Origin of the sequence: Streptomyces sp. NPDC087263, from assembly GCF_044744645.1 — a bacterium.
In the GTDB taxonomy this organism is placed as follows: domain Bacteria; phylum Actinomycetota; class Actinomycetes; order Streptomycetales; family Streptomycetaceae; genus Streptomyces.
Window position 1 is genome coordinate 33,793 of the sequence record NZ_JBIUYT010000010.1, and the last position, 16,659, is coordinate 50,451.

The 16,659-nt window shown below is 69.3% G+C and carries 13 protein-coding genes; 5 read left to right on the forward strand and 8 right to left on the reverse strand.

Annotated elements, in window-relative coordinates; translation table 11 throughout:
- Positions 1-12: 12 nt before the first annotated feature.
- Genes ACIPC1_RS29845 through ACIPC1_RS29855 form a run of 3 tightly spaced genes read right to left on the reverse strand, consistent with a single transcriptional unit; the run spans position 13 to position 3,697 of the window.
- Positions 13-948 carry an N-acetylneuraminate synthase family protein gene (locus ACIPC1_RS29845; RefSeq protein ID WP_402522485.1) on the reverse strand — a complete coding sequence of 312 codons (936 nt, stop codon included), beginning with the start codon at positions 946-948 and terminating at the stop codon, positions 13-15.
- 14 nt (positions 949-962) lie between these two features.
- Complete coding sequence (locus ACIPC1_RS29850) at positions 963-2,282, reverse strand: cytidylyltransferase domain-containing protein (RefSeq protein WP_402522487.1); 1,320 nt, start codon at positions 2,280-2,282, stop codon at positions 963-965.
- 41 nt (positions 2,283-2,323) lie between these two features.
- A complete protein-coding gene (locus ACIPC1_RS29855) occupies positions 2,324-3,697 on the reverse strand; it encodes a DUF6716 putative glycosyltransferase (protein ID WP_402522489.1) in 1,374 nt (457 codons plus the stop codon).
- A 177-nt stretch (positions 3,698-3,874) separates the two neighbouring features.
- On the opposite strand from ACIPC1_RS29855, the gene ACIPC1_RS29860 reads away from it, so the two are divergent.
- Positions 3,875-4,861 carry a glycosyltransferase family 2 protein gene (locus ACIPC1_RS29860; RefSeq protein ID WP_402522491.1) on the forward strand — a complete coding sequence of 329 codons (987 nt, stop codon included), beginning with the start codon at positions 3,875-3,877 and terminating at the stop codon, positions 4,859-4,861.
- Entirely contained in the window at positions 4,861-6,192 is a 1,332-nt protein-coding gene (locus tag ACIPC1_RS29865; protein WP_402522493.1) for an alpha-2,8-polysialyltransferase family protein, read from the forward strand. Before ACIPC1_RS29860 ends, ACIPC1_RS29865 begins: the two co-directional genes overlap by 1 nt.
- 108 nt (positions 6,193-6,300) lie before the next feature.
- Here ACIPC1_RS29865 and ACIPC1_RS29870 read toward each other — a convergent pair whose 3' ends face one another.
- Both ACIPC1_RS29870 and ACIPC1_RS29875 read right to left on the reverse strand, forming a co-directional pair.
- Entirely contained in the window at positions 6,301-8,640 is a 2,340-nt protein-coding gene (locus ACIPC1_RS29870) for a polysaccharide pyruvyl transferase family protein (protein WP_402522496.1), read from the reverse strand.
- 227 nt (positions 8,641-8,867) lie between these two features.
- Positions 8,868-10,355: a hypothetical protein gene (locus ACIPC1_RS29875; protein ID WP_402522498.1), complete on the reverse strand. Its 1,488-nt coding sequence runs from the start codon at positions 10,353-10,355 to the stop codon at positions 8,868-8,870.
- Positions 10,356-10,609: 254 nt separating this feature from the next.
- Between ACIPC1_RS29875 and ACIPC1_RS29880 the strand changes: the two genes are divergently transcribed.
- Entirely contained in the window at positions 10,610-11,764 is a 1,155-nt protein-coding gene (locus ACIPC1_RS29880) for an acyltransferase family protein (RefSeq protein ID WP_402522961.1), read from the forward strand.
- Between the two features lie 129 nt (positions 11,765-11,893).
- Complete coding sequence (locus ACIPC1_RS29885) at positions 11,894-12,982, forward strand: class I SAM-dependent methyltransferase (protein WP_402522500.1); 1,089 nt, start codon at positions 11,894-11,896, stop codon at positions 12,980-12,982.
- A gap of 182 nt (positions 12,983-13,164) precedes the next feature.
- On the opposite strand, the gene ACIPC1_RS29890 is transcribed toward ACIPC1_RS29885, so the two are convergent.
- Positions 13,165-13,815 (reverse strand): TetR/AcrR family transcriptional regulator C-terminal domain-containing protein, encoded by a 651-nt coding sequence (locus ACIPC1_RS29890; RefSeq protein ID WP_402522503.1) that lies wholly within the window; start codon positions 13,813-13,815, stop codon positions 13,165-13,167.
- Positions 13,816-13,884: 69 nt separating this feature from the next.
- Here ACIPC1_RS29890 and ACIPC1_RS29895 point away from each other — a divergent pair, with 69 nt between their 5' ends.
- Positions 13,885-15,318, forward strand: coding sequence for an FAD-dependent oxidoreductase (locus ACIPC1_RS29895; protein ID WP_402522505.1), 1,434 nt, complete (start codon positions 13,885-13,887; stop codon positions 15,316-15,318).
- Here ACIPC1_RS29895 and leuE read toward each other — a convergent pair whose 3' ends face one another.
- Both leuE and ACIPC1_RS29905 read right to left on the reverse strand, forming a co-directional pair.
- The gene (gene leuE, locus ACIPC1_RS29900; protein ID WP_402522507.1) at positions 15,319-15,966 is read right to left on the reverse strand and encodes a leucine efflux protein LeuE; all 648 of its coding nucleotides are present in this window, start codon (positions 15,964-15,966) and stop codon (positions 15,319-15,321) included. It lies immediately after the preceding gene.
- 54 nt (positions 15,967-16,020) lie between these two features.
- Positions 16,021-16,590, reverse strand: a complete 570-nt coding sequence (locus ACIPC1_RS29905) for a Uma2 family endonuclease (RefSeq protein WP_402522964.1) — start codon at positions 16,588-16,590, stop codon at positions 16,021-16,023.
- Positions 16,591-16,659 lie beyond the last annotated feature (69 nt).

Below are 16,659 nucleotides of genomic sequence, written 5' to 3' on the forward strand. Positions count from 1 at the left end.
GTCCTAAGGAGTTCAGACCGAGACCGGCTCACCGGCGGCGTCGGCGATCTCCGCCTCCGCCACGACGCCCGTGACGCGGCGCAGCTTCTTCATCGGGCCGAGCTCCGACTCGTAGACCTTCTTGATGCCGTCACCGAGGGAGGCCTCGATGGTGCGGATGTCGCGGACAAGGCGGACGAGGCCCTGCGGCTCGACGGAGGCGGCCTGGTCGGAGCCCCACGTTGCGCGGTCCAGGGTGATGTGACGCTCGACGAAGGTGGCGCCGAGGGCGACCGCCGCGAGGGTGGTCTGGAGGCCCGTCTCGTGACCGGAGTAGCCGATCGGGACGTTCGGGAACTCGGCCTGGAGGGTGTTGATGACGCGGAGGTTGAGCTCCTCGGCCTTCGCCGGGTACGTCGACGTGGCGTGGCAGAGCAGGATGTTGTCCGAGCCGAGGACCTCGACCGCGTGACGGATCTGCTTCGGGGTGGACATGCCGGTGGAGAGGATGACCGTACGACCGGTGGAGCGCAGCGAGCGCAGCAGCTCGTCGTCCGTGAGGGAGGCCGAAGCGACCTTGTGGGCCGGTACGTCGAACTTCTCCAGGAAGGCGACGGCCTCGGTGTCCCACGGGGAGGCGAACCAGTCGATGTTCTTGCTCTTGGCGTACTCGTCGATCTTGCGGTAGTCGTCCTCGCCGAACTCCACCCGGTGGCGGTAGTCGATGTAGGTCATGCGGCCCCAGGGGGTGTCACGCTCGATGTCCCACTGGTCGCGCGGGGTGCAGATCTCCGGGGTGCGCTTCTGGAACTTGACGGCGTCGCAGCCGGCCTCGGCGGCGGCGTCGATCAGCTTGAACGCGTTCTCCAGCTCGCCGTTGTGGTTGATGCCGATCTCGCCGACGACATAGACCGGGTGGCCGGGGCCGGCGGTCTTCGAACCGAAGCTGCGCAGACGGGAGTTACTCATGGGGGTGTGGTTCCTTACTTGTCGAGGGAGTCGAGAGAAGGGCCGAGGATCCAGCTGGCGATCTCTCGGATCGCGCCGTCGCCGCCGGGGACGGTGGTGACCGCGCGTGCGGCGGCGCGCACGACGTCGTGGGCGCTCGCGACCGCCACGGGCCAGCCCACCAGGGCGAAGCACGGGAGGTCGTTGACGTCGTTGCCGACGTAGAGCACGCGCTCGGGCGCGATGCCCTGTTCCTCGCACCACTGCTTCAGTGCGAGATCTTTCCGGTCGATGCCGTGGAGCACCGGAATCTGTAGCTTCCGGGCCCGGGCGGCGACGACCGGGTTCTGTTCCGTGGACAGGATCAGCATCGAGAGGCCGCTCTTGCGGAGGGCCGCGATGCCGAGGCCGTCGCCGCGGTGCACGGAGACGACCTCCCGTCCGTCGGAGTCGATCAGCACCCTGTCGTCGGTCTGGGTGCCGTCGAAGTCGAGGACGACCGCGTCGATGTCGGAGGCGGTCGGGAGTGTGCCGGGGCGGTTGGCGTCGAAGAGGGGCGCCAACGCCCGCGCGCGGGCAAGGTCGTGCGGGTCGTCGATCTCCAGCACCCGCGCGGGGTCGGTGCGCACGAGCTCCGTACGCCCGAAGAAGCGGTGCTGGTGCTCGCGGAAGCCGGTCGCGTCCATCGCGTATGCCGCACCGGTCTCCAGGAGGTCCTGGGGTCGGTCCTGGCGGCGCGGACGGAAGGCCTTGTCGTGGTTGACGCCGTAACCGCCGCCTGTGACCGTTTTGTTGGCAACGGTCACCGATGATCCGTCCACCGAAGCGGTGGCCGTGGTGGACGTGGCCTCGATGGCCGTGGCCTCGTCGTCGGCGTCGCGCCAGATGAAGCCGTGGAAGGCGGCCACGGTCACCGCGGTGTCGGCGCCGTTCTCCACGACGGCGGCCGAGACCCCGTCGATGTCCTCGCGGATGATGAACGGGCTGGTGGCCTGGACGAGCAGGACCACGTCGACCGGCGAGCCGTGCAGGGCCTCGTGGGCGTCCATGGCGTGCAGAACGGCGGCCTCGGAAGTCGCGGTGTCACCGGCGATGGCGGCGGGGCGCAGGACCACTTCGGCGCCGGCCTGGCGGGCGGCGGCGGCGATCGCCTGGTCGTCGGTGGAGACCACGACGTCCGTGACGAGGCGCGCGGCGCGGCACTCGCGCACGGCGCGGGCCACCAGCGGCACCCCTCCGACCGGGAGGAGGTTCTTCGCGGGGACGCCCTTGGAGCCGCCGCGCGCGGGAATCACCGCGAGTACGCGGCGCACCGGCGCCTTCTGACCCGCTTGACCGGCTTCCGAGTTGGACATTCGCTGTTCTCCTTGACGAGGGACGCGTGGGACGGGGGCGCTCACAGCTCGCCCATCCGCCGGATGACCGGCGCCACACGCTGGACACCGTGGCGGTAGGCGCCACGGGCGGCCCGGCGGACTATCTGCCGTACGGGACTGGGTTCCCGGTCCGCCGCGGGGGCGCCGGGCAGCGGGGTGCCGTCCGGGGCGAGGTGGTGGCGAGCGAGGATACCGGGGAGGTATCCGGGCGCGGTGACGGGCGTGTAGTAGGGGGCGAGGGGTGGGAGCGCGGCTGCTTCCAGCAACTCGCTGATGCGGAACCGGGCGACGTCGAAGGCCGTCTCGTACGCCCCATCTGCGGCGACGCCCTGCCGGGCCACCCAGGCCGCGTTGGGCGAGGGCTGGTATCCGTCGTCGAGCTGGTCCCAGGATGCCAGGCATCCCGATCCCACGAAATGATGATTTCCGAGCGACTCGCGCACCCCGAGGTCGCTGAGGACGACGGTCGGGATACGGCGGTGCAGGGACTCCAGGGCGGCCGTGGAGCTGATGGTGATGAGCAGGTCGGTGCGGTCGAGGACCTCGCCCATGTGCCCGTAGACAAGGCGGAAGTTGGCCGGCGGATCCAGCTTCTGGACCAGCTTCTGGTAGGGCAACTCCTCGATGTGTGTGGTGTGTTCGCCCGGCTTGGAGCGCAGCTTGAGCAGCACCTCGCGGTCCGGGTGCAGCTTCGCGTGCCGGATCAGCCGGTCGAGCAGGTAGGTACGGTCCTTGCGGCTGTCCGGTACGGAGGGCTGGGCGGCGAAGACGACCGTGTACGGGTCGTTCCCCTTGCGGTAGGGGGCTCCGCCGAGGAAGGGCAGCGCAACCTCCGTGACCGCCGAGGCGTCGGCACCTACTCCCTCGTACACACCTCGGAAACGGTCCGCGTCCTGGCGGGAGTTGGCCAGCACAAGGTCCGCACCGTGCCGCAGCAGCAGTCCGTCGGCGAGCTTCTCGTACACGACACCCACGTAGCCGGTGACGATCACGGGCCGCTCGGCGCGCCCCTCCCAGATCCGCCGCAGCCCGTGCAGCATGGCCTGGACGGCCCCACCGACCAGCGCGAGGACGACGACGTCGTACGACTCCTGCTCCATGCAGCGCAGGAACTCTACGGCCGTGACCTCCCGGATGGAATCGGCGCGGACACCCACTTCCGCCAGCTGGCGCGGCGTGGGCGTGGCCCGGCCGCGCAGCAGGAATCCGCTCAGGGAGGCACCGACTTGCGCGTCGGCGCGCGATCCGGCTTCCATGGACGGGCCAGGGGCAATGCGGTCCGCGGTCAGCGCACCCCATTTCCAGCGGGTGTCGGAGTCCGCGAGTACCGCAATCCGCGGGGGCTTCGTTGTACTCGTTGTACTTGGTGGCACGCCCAACACGCTAGGAACCATTTCTTAGATTTGACCCAATCGAATCTCAACAAGAAGTTAACAGCACACTCCCAAAAGCCCAACTAGCCCCTCGAGGACCAGGAAGTACACGCAATGCCCCCTCCCGATACGTCGAGTTCACCTTCCGTACCCCTTACGGAAAGCTCCTCGGCCGAGCACTCCCCCGCGCCCGTCGGCATGCCAAAGCTCTCTGTCGTCGTGCCGTTCTACAACGTGCAGCAGTACGCCCCGGAAACCCTCCGGAGTCTGCACCTGAACGCCCGGACCGACTTCGAGTTCGTGCTTGTGGACGATCACTCGAAGGACGAGACGCCGGCGATCCTCGAACGGGCGGTCGGCGAACTCTCGAAAGTCGCCCAGGTGCGCCATATCCGCCACAAGACGAACGGGGGGCTCGCCACCGCGCGCAACACCGGCCTCGACGCGGCGAACGGCGAGTACCTGACCTTCCTTGACGGCGACGACTGGCTCGCACCGGGCTACCTCACCGAACTCGTCTCGGCCATCGAGGGGCTGGGCTGCGATTTCATCCGCACCGACCATGTGCAGGCAACGGCCCGCGCCCGTAGCGTGCACCGGGTCCCGCACGGGCGACGCCAAGTGGTGCTGAATCCGCGCGAGGCGATTCTGCCCGCCGACCGGTCGACCTCGGTGGACTACGCCTACGCCTGGGCCGGCGCCTACCACCGCAGGCTGCTCGACCGGGGTCTGCTGCACTTCACCGACGGGCTGCGCACCGCCGAGGACCGGCCATGGATCTGGAAGTTGCACCGCGAGGCGGAGTCGTTCGCCGTGGTGAGTCTGCTGGGCATCTTCTACCGGCGGGGAGTTGCCTCCTCGCTCACTCAGATCGGTGACGTCCGTCAACTCGACTTCATCCGCGCCTTCGATCAGGTCATCGAGGACACCGCCGCGGACCCGGAGGCCGATCAGCTGCTACCCAAGGCCGTGCGGACGTACTGCGCGATCATCGCCCACCACCTGTCGGAGATCAACAAGTTCGAGCCGGCCGTCGCCAGGCAACTGCGGTCGATGAGCGCAGCGGCAATAAAGCGGATGCCTCAGGACATGCTCGGCGAGGTCCTCGACACCATGGACCTGAGCCGTTCCTCGAAGCTGCGGCGGTTGCGACGCCGGATCACCACTGCGAAGGCGGCTGCCTGATGCCCCGCAAGACCCAGATCTTCTGCGCCTCGACGCTGTACGGCGCCGCCACCCTGGTCGCCGCGATCGAGTCAGACCAGTTCGCCGTGGCGGACCGCCGTCTGCTCCTGGTGTTCAACAACTCGGCAACACCGGAAACCACTCCGGCAGTTGACGAGATGCCGGGGTTCGCTTCGCTGAGCGATCACTTCGACGCCGTTATTTCATGGAATGAAGCGATCCGTCCGTTTCACCCCGGAGCGTGGTCGCCGCGCAATGACGACATCCCGCTACTGGAGCGTTATCTACGGCTGTTGTGGGATCTCGGCAACGATCAAGTGGAGTTGGCCCTGGAATCCATCCAGGTCAACCCGGCGCTTACGCTAGCACAGTTGTTCACCGATGCCCCCGTCGATGTCTATGCCGACGGGCTCATGAGCTACGGCCCCACCCGCAACAAGCTCGACCCGCTGGTGGGTACACGCGTGCGCCGGTTGCTGCACCTGGACCTGGTGCCCGGGCTGACGCCGCTGCTGCTGACCGAGTTCGACGTGCCCGCGCAGGTCGTGCCGACCGCGGCGTTCCAGAAGGTGATGAGCAGGCTCGCCGACGCCCTGCCGGAGCTGCCCGCCCTGCCCGACCATGCGGCGCTCCTGCTCGGCCAGTATCTGTCCGCGCTGTCCATCATCTCCCCGGAGGAGGAGGAGGACCTGCATGTGCGGATGATGCGAGGGGCGGTGGGCCGCGGACACCGTGCCATCGTCTTCAAGCCGCACCCGACCGCGCCGGCCCGCTACAGCCGCGCTCTGGAGGCCGAGGCCGACAGGCTGGGCGTCCAACTCACCGTCCTGGACACGCCCGTGCTGGCCGAGGTGCTGTTCGAGAAGGCCCGGCCGGCCCTGGTGATCGGCTGCTTCTCCACCGCACTGTTCACGGCGTCGGCCTTCTACGACCTGCCGGTCGCCAGCATCGGGACCGAGTTGATGCTGGAACGCCTGACGCCCTACCAGAACAGCAACCGTGTGCCGGTCGCGCTGGCCGACGCGCTGCTGCCGAACCTGGACGACAGGAAGGGGATCGCCGCCATCCCCGCCGACGAACTGGACGGCCTGGTCACCACGCTCGGGTTCACCATGCAGCCCCAGGTCAATCCGCGTCTGCGCCCGGCGACCGAGCGCTATCTCACCCAGCACTTCGGGCCGCGCACCCAGCGCTACTTCAGGCGCCGCAGGCTCACCTCGCTCGGGCTTCCCGGCGGCTTCCCGGAGCGGCTGGCCTTCGTGCCCCGCAACCCCACCGCGCGTCGAGTGGTGCGGCAGGCGCGTGCACTGCGCAAGGCGGTACGCCGCTGAGCGCGGGCGCCGCGCACCAGCGCATGGAGGGCGGGCGGCGGACCGGCTGGTGGTCCGCCCGCCCTCGGTACGCCGCCCTGCGGGCCGCCGGTGAGCCGCCGGGTGGGTTCAGCCGGCCAGGATGACGCGCAGGTCCGCGGCGTTCGCCTGGGTGATCGTCCACAGTTCCCGCTGAAGACCGTGCACGTCGGCGACGGTCTTCGGGTGGTCGTCCAGCAGATCGCGGGAGCGTTCCACGAGCAGCTCGGCGAGGTCGCGGTCGTGCACCGAGACGCCCCACTCGGGCCGGCCGATGTCACGCAGGAAGTACGCCATCTTCGGGTGCGAGATGAGGCTGATGATGGGCGTACCGCAGCCGAACGGGATCATGCCGGCGTGCCCCCGCATACCGATGACCAGCTTGGTGCGGGCGTACACGGCACGGATCTCGTCGTTGCCGAAGTCGTACATCGGGATGACGGGCAACGACACGCCGTGCTCGCGGCGCAGGTCGAAGGCGAGCCTCTCGTCGTCGAGGGAGTGCGCGACGCACTTGACCTCGGCGAGCTTCCCGAGCTCGTGGACGGCCTTGGCCAGCTGGGCGAGGAAGTAACCGTAGTCGTGGCCGAAGCGCAGTCCGGCACGGTCGTAGGCGCCGTTGAGGAGGATGGTGTCCTCGCGCTCGGCCGGGTCCTGCCAGTCCGCGACGAGCCGGCGGGTGACCGTGGTCGGACAGGGCTGGAAGCGCACCTTGTCGTGCAGGTGGTCCGGCAGCATCGCGCGGACCCTTTCGATCGAGCCGTGGTTGCGCAGCCCGAAGAAGGACGACCGCTCGACGAGCCGGCTCAGCGAGGACCGGAACCTCTCCGCCCGGTAGGACTGGCCGTCGAAGGCGTTGAAGCCGACCGCGTAGACCGCTATCGGTACGTCGATGCGGTTCAGCAGCTCGTCGGGAACGTTCCACTGCCAGGCGCTGCTGCCGTTGGGCATGGTGTCCGGGATGAACAGGCCGCCGCCCCCGATGACCAGCCCCCGGCGGGCGTTGACGCGCTCCAGGGCCGCCTCGTCGAAGAGACGGTGGGCGTGCACGGGGTGCCAGCGGCGGGCGGTGGTGTCGGGACCGAAAGCGAGCCGGACGCTCTCCGGTAGCAGCTTGTCACCGGCGTTGCCCTGGCGGTCCATGTAGAAGGCCACGTGGGCGAGCTGGTCCCCGGCGCTGCCCGCCTGCTGGACGGGCACACCGATCGCACGCTGGTGCCAGGTGCGGCCGGCCTTGTGCATGGGTTCCATGTCGAGCCCTGACAGGGCGTACTTCTGCGCCTGGGCGTCGTCGCCGTGCACCCAGGCGATCTGCGCGAGCCGTGAGAGTGCGGTCGCCGCCCGGTTGGGGTCGGCGGCGGCGAGGAGCAGCTGGGCGCGGGCCTCCGCGTAGCGGGAGAGGCTCAGCAGGGCCTGTCCGTAGACCTCGTGAGGCCAGGCCTCGTCGACCGGGATGTGCACGCGCTCCATGATGTCGACGGCGCTCTGGTAGTCACCGGCGCCTATGTGGGCGAGAGCGACCCGGCGGGCGGTGCCGACGTCGCGGGTGCGCTCGACGTGCGGGGTGCCGTAGTGGACGAGCAGGTCGTGGTGGTGGGGGCCGGGCGACCCGAGGTAGGCGGCGTGCAGTTCGGCGTCGGTGATGTCGAACTCGGCCCACCGTTCCCGCGCCAGGCCGTGTCCGGTCGCACCGCCCTGCCAGGGTTTGTCCCGGCCCGTGAAGTGCAGTACCGCGGTGTCCTGCGGGAGCGGAAGGCCGCCGGAGAGGCTGCCCTCGACGAGGCCGTACTTCGGGTCGAGGCCGACGAGGTCGCCGTCGAAGAGTGCGCTGATGACGCCCGCTCCGTGCCTGTCGAGTTCGTACGTGCCGCTGCGGCCGATCTCGTCCATCGTGGCGCAGACCTCGTCGGTGAGGTACTCCTTCTGGATGACGAGCGGGCCGCCGTCGAACACCCGGACCTTGTCGTCGTCGAGGGGCCGCGGGACGGCTGCGAGACCGTGGCGCAGAGCGAGGAGTTCGGTGACCGGGCCGAGGACCATCATGCCGGCGTCCAGGGTGATCACCGTGTCGTAGTCGCGGACGCGGAAGACGTCGAGGGGGAGGTACGCCTTGCGGACCAGGTCGTTGTCCTGGTCACCCTTGGCGTACGCGTCGTAGCGGTCGGCGTCGACACGGCGGAGGACCACGCGCGGGTGCAGCTCGCGCAGGGCGGCGACGGAGGCCTGGCTCAGCTCCTCGTGGAGGACGACGAAGTCCTCGCAGACGCCTGGGTTCGACAGGGCAAGCGAGCGCAGCAGGACGAGGAAACCGGGCAGGTCGTCCTCGTCGACGAAGCTCGCGAAGGCGATGCGCCGCTTGCCGGTCAGGGCGCGGGCGGAGCCGTGGTCGGCTGCGGGAGCCGCCGGGGCGGATATCGGGCTGGTGGTCATCTCAGGGAGTTCCTCACGCCGGAGACGCTGTGGGCCCGCTCCATGACCCGCGCCTTCTCGCTGCCGATTCATGCAGGATACGCAACCACCGGGCCGGCCGGAGAAGCCCGGGGAACCGTGAGCGGGCAACCCGACACCGAGGTGGACTCCCGGGATGCTGAAGGGAAACAACAGCCTCACCGAACAGGGGCGCATGGCAAGACCCGCCTCGGACAGCCCGCCCGTGGTCAGCGCAGGGATATCCGCATGCCGGTCGCACTCCGAGCCCGCCCCATGACCCATTCCTTCTCGTCGGCGAAGGCGAACCCGGGCGTGAGGTCCGACGTCAAGGCTCCCGCGACCTGGCTCGCACCGCCCTCGTAGTAGTCGGAGCCGATCAGGTCGAGGGTCGGACTGACATCCAGGAAATCCAGCAGCCACAGCACGTTGAAGCCGCTGGTCGGGGCGGACGACAAGCGGTCCGCACCGATCTTGCCGACGTTCCGCACGGGCCAGCGCAACGACTCGTCGCCGACACATTCCTGCGCTCCGGGCACCAGACGGTTGCGCAGCGAGTACTTCCAGTCGTTCGACTTGCCCCCGAGAACGATGCGTGTCATCACCGGCTTGTCCCAGTTGAGGCCGTGTTTGTGTCCGGTGGCGTGGATGTCGGAGCGGACGCCGGTGTGCTCCGGGTCGATCCGGTACGAGTCGAAGCGCACCACCAGGTCGTACGCGTCGATCTCGGAGCCCATCGAACTGCCACCCAACCGGCCCGAGTTGGAGATCAGACAGACGGACTTGCCGGCGATCTGGTTGCGGAACTCCCCCAGGCTCAGCCACCGCACGCCGCCGAAGGTGGGATCGGCGAGCGGGCCGCGCATCCGGACCCGGCGCTGTTCGGCGTAGAGCGCGAACGCCTTGGTGAGCAACGGGAGTGCCGCAGGGTCGTCGTCGGCCGTACCGGTGCGCAGGTCCATGTACTGACTGAGCAGATCCTGCCGGTCGCCCGCCGTGGCGCCCCCGGCCGCCAGCGCGAGCAGCGCCCCGACCAGCAGCGGCTCCGCGCGGGGCCGGTCTCCGGCGGCGTGCAGGGCGAGTCCCTCGGCCCACAGCTCGGTGGCGGGGCGGCGGCCTCCGGCGAACTCCTGGGCGCGCGGGACCTGACCCTTGAGCAGGTCCAGCAGTTCCCGTTCCCGCCCCGTCACGGTTCGCAGCACGCCGATCCGCGGGCCGAGGCCGAATTTGTCGCTGTCGGTGAGCGAGAGGTACTGCTCGTATGCCTCAAGCGCCTCGACGTCGCGGTCGAGGGCATCGAGGGTCTGGGCGCGCAGCCGCCAGCCGGCGCGTGATTTCCTGCGCTCGGCCAGGACGGCGTCGCTGACCACCAGCGCAAGCTCCAGCTCCTCCTCGTCACCGCACTCCAGCGCCTTTTCGGCAACGGCCAGCAGCGCGTCGAGCAGTGCGTCGTCGATCTCGGCCGGGGGCGCCTCGGCACCCTTGACGGCGCGCTTGAGCAGGGCGATGACGCCGCCCGCCAGGGCCGGTGCGCGGACGGTGTGCGCGGTGGAGGACACGCCCCCTGCGGCGAGCAGGCTTCCCAGCCGCTCGGCGAGTTCGGTGCGTCGGCGGTCGAGGTCGCCGACGAGCTTCCCGCTGTGAACCGCGCAGGCACGCAGGCAGTCGTCGAGTTCTTTCCTGCGCGCACGTGCCCAGCTGTTCCGGACTCTCGTCATGACACTCCTTAGTTCGGTGCCCGGCAAATGCTCTCTTCGCCACTGCTTACCGGCCGTTGGCACGATCGTGCGCACATTTACCTGTCCAGAGGCAATGATGAGAAAATCCAGTAATCCAACATGGCTTCCAGGTGAACTCATCTGATCCGGAGGGTAAATCGCCGGTCAGTCAACCAAGCCTTATCCCTGAGTCGGACTAACGTGCTGGCAAACCCGCCCGCAGACCCGCCCGCCGAGGGGATTTTGTGACCACGATGACCGCCCTGACGGTGCCCGACGCACCGCCGCCGCCGGAGCGGACGAGGAATCGGGAGACCCGGTTGCGGGCCCTGGACGGACTGCGACTCGTCGCCGCCCTGATGGTGGCGGCGTACCACTACGGCGGTCGGGGTGGTGAGGTCACCAAAGCCTGGGGCGGCTCGGCGGAGCGACAATTCCCCACTCTCCACGAATATTTCGCGTACGGCTGCCTCGGCGTCCAGGTCTTCTTCGTGATCAGTGGTTTCGTGATCTGCATGAGCGGCTGGGGGCGGCCCTTCACCTCGTTCTTCGCGTCCCGCGCCTCGCGGCTGCTGCCGGCCTACTGGGCGGCGGTCATCCTGGTCACCGCGGTGTTCGCACTGCCGGTGGTCGCCCACCACGCGGTGTCGCCGAGCGACACACTCGTCAACATGACGATGCTCCAGCAGCCCCTTGGGGTGAACCGGGTACTGGGAGTCTGCTGGACCCTGTGGGCTGAGGTCCGGTTCTACGCGCTCTTCGCACTGTTCGTGGTGCTGCCCGGGGCCACCAGGCAGCGGGTGATCCTGTTCTGCGCGGGCTGGACGCTGGCGTACGCGATCGCGCAGGGCGCGCGGATGCCCCTGCTTGAGATCGTGCTGATGCCCGAGTACGCGCCGTTCTTCATCGGCGGTGTGGGCCTCTACCTCGTCCACCGCGACCGGTACGACGTCTACGCCTGGGGCATCGTGATCGTCAACTTCCTGATCGGGCAGCACTACGCGGTGCGCTCGCTGTGGAACCCGACGGACCCGAACACCTTCGCCCACCGCACCGCTTTCGGCATCGTGCTCGTCGTCGCCTTCGGCTTCGTGGCCGTCGCGGCGATCGCGCTCGGGTGGCTGAACCGGGCGGACTGGCGCTGGTTGACGGTCGCCGGGGCCCTGACGTACCCGTTCTACCTGGTCCACGAGCACCTGGGCTGGGTGGCCATCAAGGCCTACCACCAGACCCTGCGCATCCCCTCGTACGGGACCTTCCTGCTCACGGTCGCCACGATGCTGCTGCTGGCCTGGCTGATCCACCGGTTCGTGGAGAAGCCGTTGACGCCGTGGCTGCGCTCGGTGCTGGCCGAGTCGCGGCCCCTGACACCACCGTTGGGCGAAAAAACCCGACAAAGCACAGATTGACGTCACGTCTACCTTGTGGTGAGTTTGGATTTCTCTCCGTGGGCAGGCGGGAAAAACAGTGGTCGCCCGCCCCCTAGGCTTCGCACAGATTCCTGGGAAACTGCCGCACAAGGGAGTGCTTCTCTCCTCATGACTGCCACACAAGGCGCCATCCGCCCGCCCCACCGTCTCGACGACGTTCCGGGCTGGTTCCCCGTTCTCGACCAGGTGCTCTTCGACTGGTGCCTGGACCGGCAGGAGTCGGCGGGGCTACGGGGCGACCTGCTCGAAGTCGGTGTGTACATGGGCAAGAGCGCGATCTTCCTGGGCCGCCACCGCCAGGAGGGCGAGCGGTACACGGTCTGCGACCTCTTCGAGGGAGACGCCCCGGACAACGCCAATCAGGCGGAGTCGACGAAGTCGTACGCGGCGCTCACCCGGCGGGCCTTCGAGGAGAACTACCTCTCCTTCCACGACGAACTGCCCCGCGTCCTACAGGGCCCCAGCTCGCTGGTGCCGACCGAGGTCCGGCCCCGCTCCTGCCGGTTCGTCCACATCGACGCCTCGCACCTTTACGAGCACGTGTACGGCGACATCGAGGCGGCCCGCGACGCGCTGCTGCCCGGCGGCATCGTCGTGCTGGACGACTTCCGCTCGGAGCACACGCCCGGCGTCGCCGTGGCCGCCTGGGAGGCCGTCCTCAGCAGGGGTCTGCACCCGGTCTGCCTGAGCGCCCAGAAGCTGTACGGGACCTGGGACGATCCCGAGTCCGTCCAGGAGGAGCTGCTGGCCATGGCCCGGGAGCGGGATGACTGCCATCTCAGCGTTCAGCAGGCGGCCGGGCAGCGCATCATCCGCCTCAAGTCCAAGGGCATGCGGGCCCCGGCCTTCCCACCGTCCCGGCACCACACCGAGAGCCCCGAACCCGTCGCCGCCGAGATCCCGGCGACTCCGGAACCCGTGACGACCGGCCCGGCTGCCGCCTCGCAGGCCCACCAGACCCAGCAGGCCCAGCAGTCCTACCAGACCCAGCAGGCCCCTCAGACCCCTCAGGCCCAGCAGACTCGCCAGATCCCTCAGGCCCGGCAGCCCCGCCAGGACTCGCAGGGTCGCCGTACGCCTGCCCCGGGCCGCAGTGGCGCCCGCGCCGCCCGCGCCATCGCCCTGGACCTGCTGCCACCGATCGTCACCCGGGCTATCCGCCGGGCCCGCGCCGCCAGGCGGTCGGCGGGGAGCTGAGCGGGTTTCCGCACCGCCGGACGGGCGGCCGGCGCTGAGCAGGTTTCCGCACCGCCGGACGGCCGGCCGGCCCGGCGCTGAGCGGGTCTCCGCACCGCCGCAGGATCCGCACCGCCACACCGGATCCGTCGGCGGCGCACTCCCACTCGATCCCGTACCGCCACATAGTCCCGTACCGCCGCTCACTCGACCCCGTACCGCGCCCCGATCCCCGCGATCAGCAGGAACAGCCCCTCCTCGAAACCCTCCTCGAAGTTCTGGAAGACCTCGGCGCCCGCGGACGCCGCAAGAGGGAAGTCGGCCATGCGGGCGGCGCGCTCCTCGACGTCGTAGCCCTCGCGGCGCTCCCCTGGCAGCGGCCAGACACCCTGTTCCTCGGCGACGAAGCCGAGGGTGAAGTAGTGGGCGGTGGTGCTGGCGCGGACCGCCTGAGGAAGGGTGAAGCCCGCCTCCACCAGGGCGCGGAGGTTCGCCTCCATGTCGACCGCGTGCTCGATGTTGGTGAAGCGGGTGCCGCTGAACACCTTGGCGCCGTCGCGGTAGCCGAGCAGCGCCGCGCGCAGGCCGCGCTGACTCGCGAGGATCCGTTCCCGCCAGGTGGCGTCCGGGGCGGGCCGCGCACCCGCCATCATCCGGCGGTACATCTCCGTCGCCATCTCGTCGAGCAGGGCCTGCTTGTTCTTGAAGTGCCAGTAGAGGGCAGGGGCCTGGACGTCCAACTCCTTGGCTATCGCCCGGAGGGTGAGCCCGTCGAGGCCGACCTCGTTGAGGAGCCTCAGCGCGGTCTCGACGACCTGCTTCTTGTCCAGCTTGGGAGATCTCCGACTAGCCACGCTTGACAGTTTAACGCTGTTAAGTGCATGCTCCGACACAAGGAACTTAACAGCGTTAAGGAGAGAGTCATGAACACCATGAACGCCTACGACACAGATGTACTCATCGTCGGCGCCGGTCCCACCGGACTCGCGCTCGCCCTCGACCTCGCCCGGCGCGGGGCCCGCTCCCTCGTCGTGGAGCGCACCGAGGGGCTCTTCCCGGGCTCGCGCGGCAAGGGCCTTCAGCCCCGCACCCAGGAGGTCTTCGACGACTTCGGCGTACTCGACGCCGTCCGCGCGGCGGGCGGCCCCTACCCCGTCGGGGTGGTCTGGCAGGACGGGGAGCGCGTGGGCGAGCACCGGATGTCCGACGAGAGCGAGGCGACGGAGGCCGAGCCGTACCACGAGCCGTTGATGCTGCCGCAGTGGCGGACCCAGGAGATCCTCTTCGCCCGGCTGACGGAGCTCGGCGGAGGAGTCGCCTTCGGACGCGAGCTGGTGGGCATCGCCCAGGACGCGGACGGGGTGACGGCCTCCTTCGCGGCAGGCGCTCCCGTCCGCGCCCGCTACGCCGTGGCCGCCGACGGGGGCCGCAGCGCCGTGCGACGCGCGCTCGGCATCGGCATGACCGGCGCGCCCGGCATGTCCATGGACCCGAACCCGATGCTGGTCGCCGACGTCCGCATCACGGGCCTGGACCGCGACAACATCCATGTGTTCCCGCCTTCCGGCGGCGAGGGCTTCATGGTGATCTTCCCGCTGGCGGGGACTGTGGACTTCCAGGTGGCGGCCCAGTTCCCGGAGGGCACGGACGTCGACCTCTCCCTCGACGGCATCCGCAAGGTCGTCGCCACCCGCTCGCACCTCTCCCCCGAGGACGTGACCGAGGTGCGCTGGGCCTCGGACTTCCGGCCGCGTGCCGCACTGGCGGACCGCTTCCGAGCGGGGCGGGTGTTCCTCGCCGGGGACGCCGCGCACGTCCACTCACCCGCGGGCGGCCAGGGCCTCAACACCAGCGTCCAGGACGCCTACAACCTGGGGTGGAAGCTCGGCGCGGTGCTGAGCGGCGCCGCGGAACCCGCCCTCCTCGACTCCTACGAGGAGGAGCGGCTGCCGAACGCCGCGGACATGCTCGGGCTGAGCACCCGGGTCCACCGCGGCGAGGTCAGGCGCGGCGAGGCCACCCAGCAGCTCGGCCTCGGCTACCGGGGCTGCTCACTCTCCGTGGAGACCCGGGAGGGACTGCCCGAGGACGCGCTGCACGCGGGCGACCGCGCACCGGACGGCATCCGTGGCGGCGTACACCTCTTCGACGAGTTCCGCGGGCCACACTGGACGCTGCTGGCGGTCGGCACGGACGGGGACCTGCCGGAGCTCGCCGGGGTCCCTACGGTCCGGATTCCGGCGTACGAGGCGTACGGCACAGGGGTCTTCCTCGTCCGGCCCGACGGTTACCTGGGCTGGGCGGGCGGGACGGCGGAGGGACTGGCGGAGTACGCGAGCGTTGTGGGCACCGCTTAGCTACGCGCTGGCCAGCGTCAGCTTCACGGCGAAGCCGAGGAAGAGCGCGCCGGCTGCGGTGGTCGCCCCGGCCGAGAGCCGCCTGCGGCTGCGGAAGGCCGCCGCCAGCTTCGTACCGCTGAAGATCAGCGCGGAGAGGTAGAGGAAGCTCGCCAACTGGGCGAAGGCGCCGAGGACGAAGAAGGAGAGGGCCGGGTAGGCGTACGCCGGGTCCACGAACTGTACGAAGAAGGCGACGAAGAACAGGATCGCCTTCGGGTTGAACAGACTGATGACCACCGCCCGCTTGAAGGGCCGCTCCTCGGCGGGCGTCACCACGGCCGGGGCCTGTGCCCGCGCCTTCCGGGTCCGCCACATCCCCCACGCGGACCGCAGCATCCCGATCGCCAGCCACGTCAGATACCCGGCACCGGCGTACTTCACGATCCCGAACAACAGCGCGTTCCCCTGCAACAGCGAGGCCACTCCCGCCGCCGACAGCGTCATCAGAGCGGTGTCCCCGCACCAGACACCCGCCGCCGCTTTGTAGCCGGTACGTATGCCGCTGCGAGCGGCGACCGACAGGACGTAGATCGAGTTCGGGCCGGGAAGCAGGACGATCAGGACAAGGCCTGCGAGGTATGTGGGGAGGTCGATGACGCCAAGCATGGATCGAGTGTCGCACGGGGGTACGACACACTTCCTCCGGGTATCGCGGGTCGGTCAGTCACCGTCGAGGAGGGTGTCGACGGAGAGGTCGAGGGTGACACCGACGGACTCGGGGACGGGGACGCTCTGGCCTCGCTTGAAGCGCTGGGGGTCGGGGTACTTGCCGTCGACCGGGTCGGTGTAAAGGAGGACCTCGTCATGTTTGCGGTCCACGATGAGATAGGCCGGGATGGCTGCCCGGGAGTAGATATCCACCTTGGTGGCCGTGTCGTTGGTCCCGTTAGAGGAAGTCACCTCCAGCACGAGACGGAAGACGTGCGGCGCATAGCAGTTCTTCTCGACGAGTGCGTCCTTGAAGTCGGCATCGACGACGGAGAAGTCCGGCACCGCATAGTCGTCCGGCCCGGTCGGCAGCCACAAACCGATGCCTTGCACATACCTGAGCCCCGCCTTCCGGGCTCCGACCCTCAAAGATTCCTCGATGAGCCACGTCAACGTCTCCTGATGCGGCCCATCCGGCGGCGGTGTCACAACAATGCTCCCGTTGAGGATCTCCACCCGGTGCCCGGGCAGCTCCTCCCAGAGCCGGTCGGCAGCCTCAGTAAGCGACGACTCGTGCAGCATCACAGCCACGGCACCCTCCTTCGGGAACACCCTTCATGAGCGTAACCGGAGGCGGGCCAGGTCCGCCCA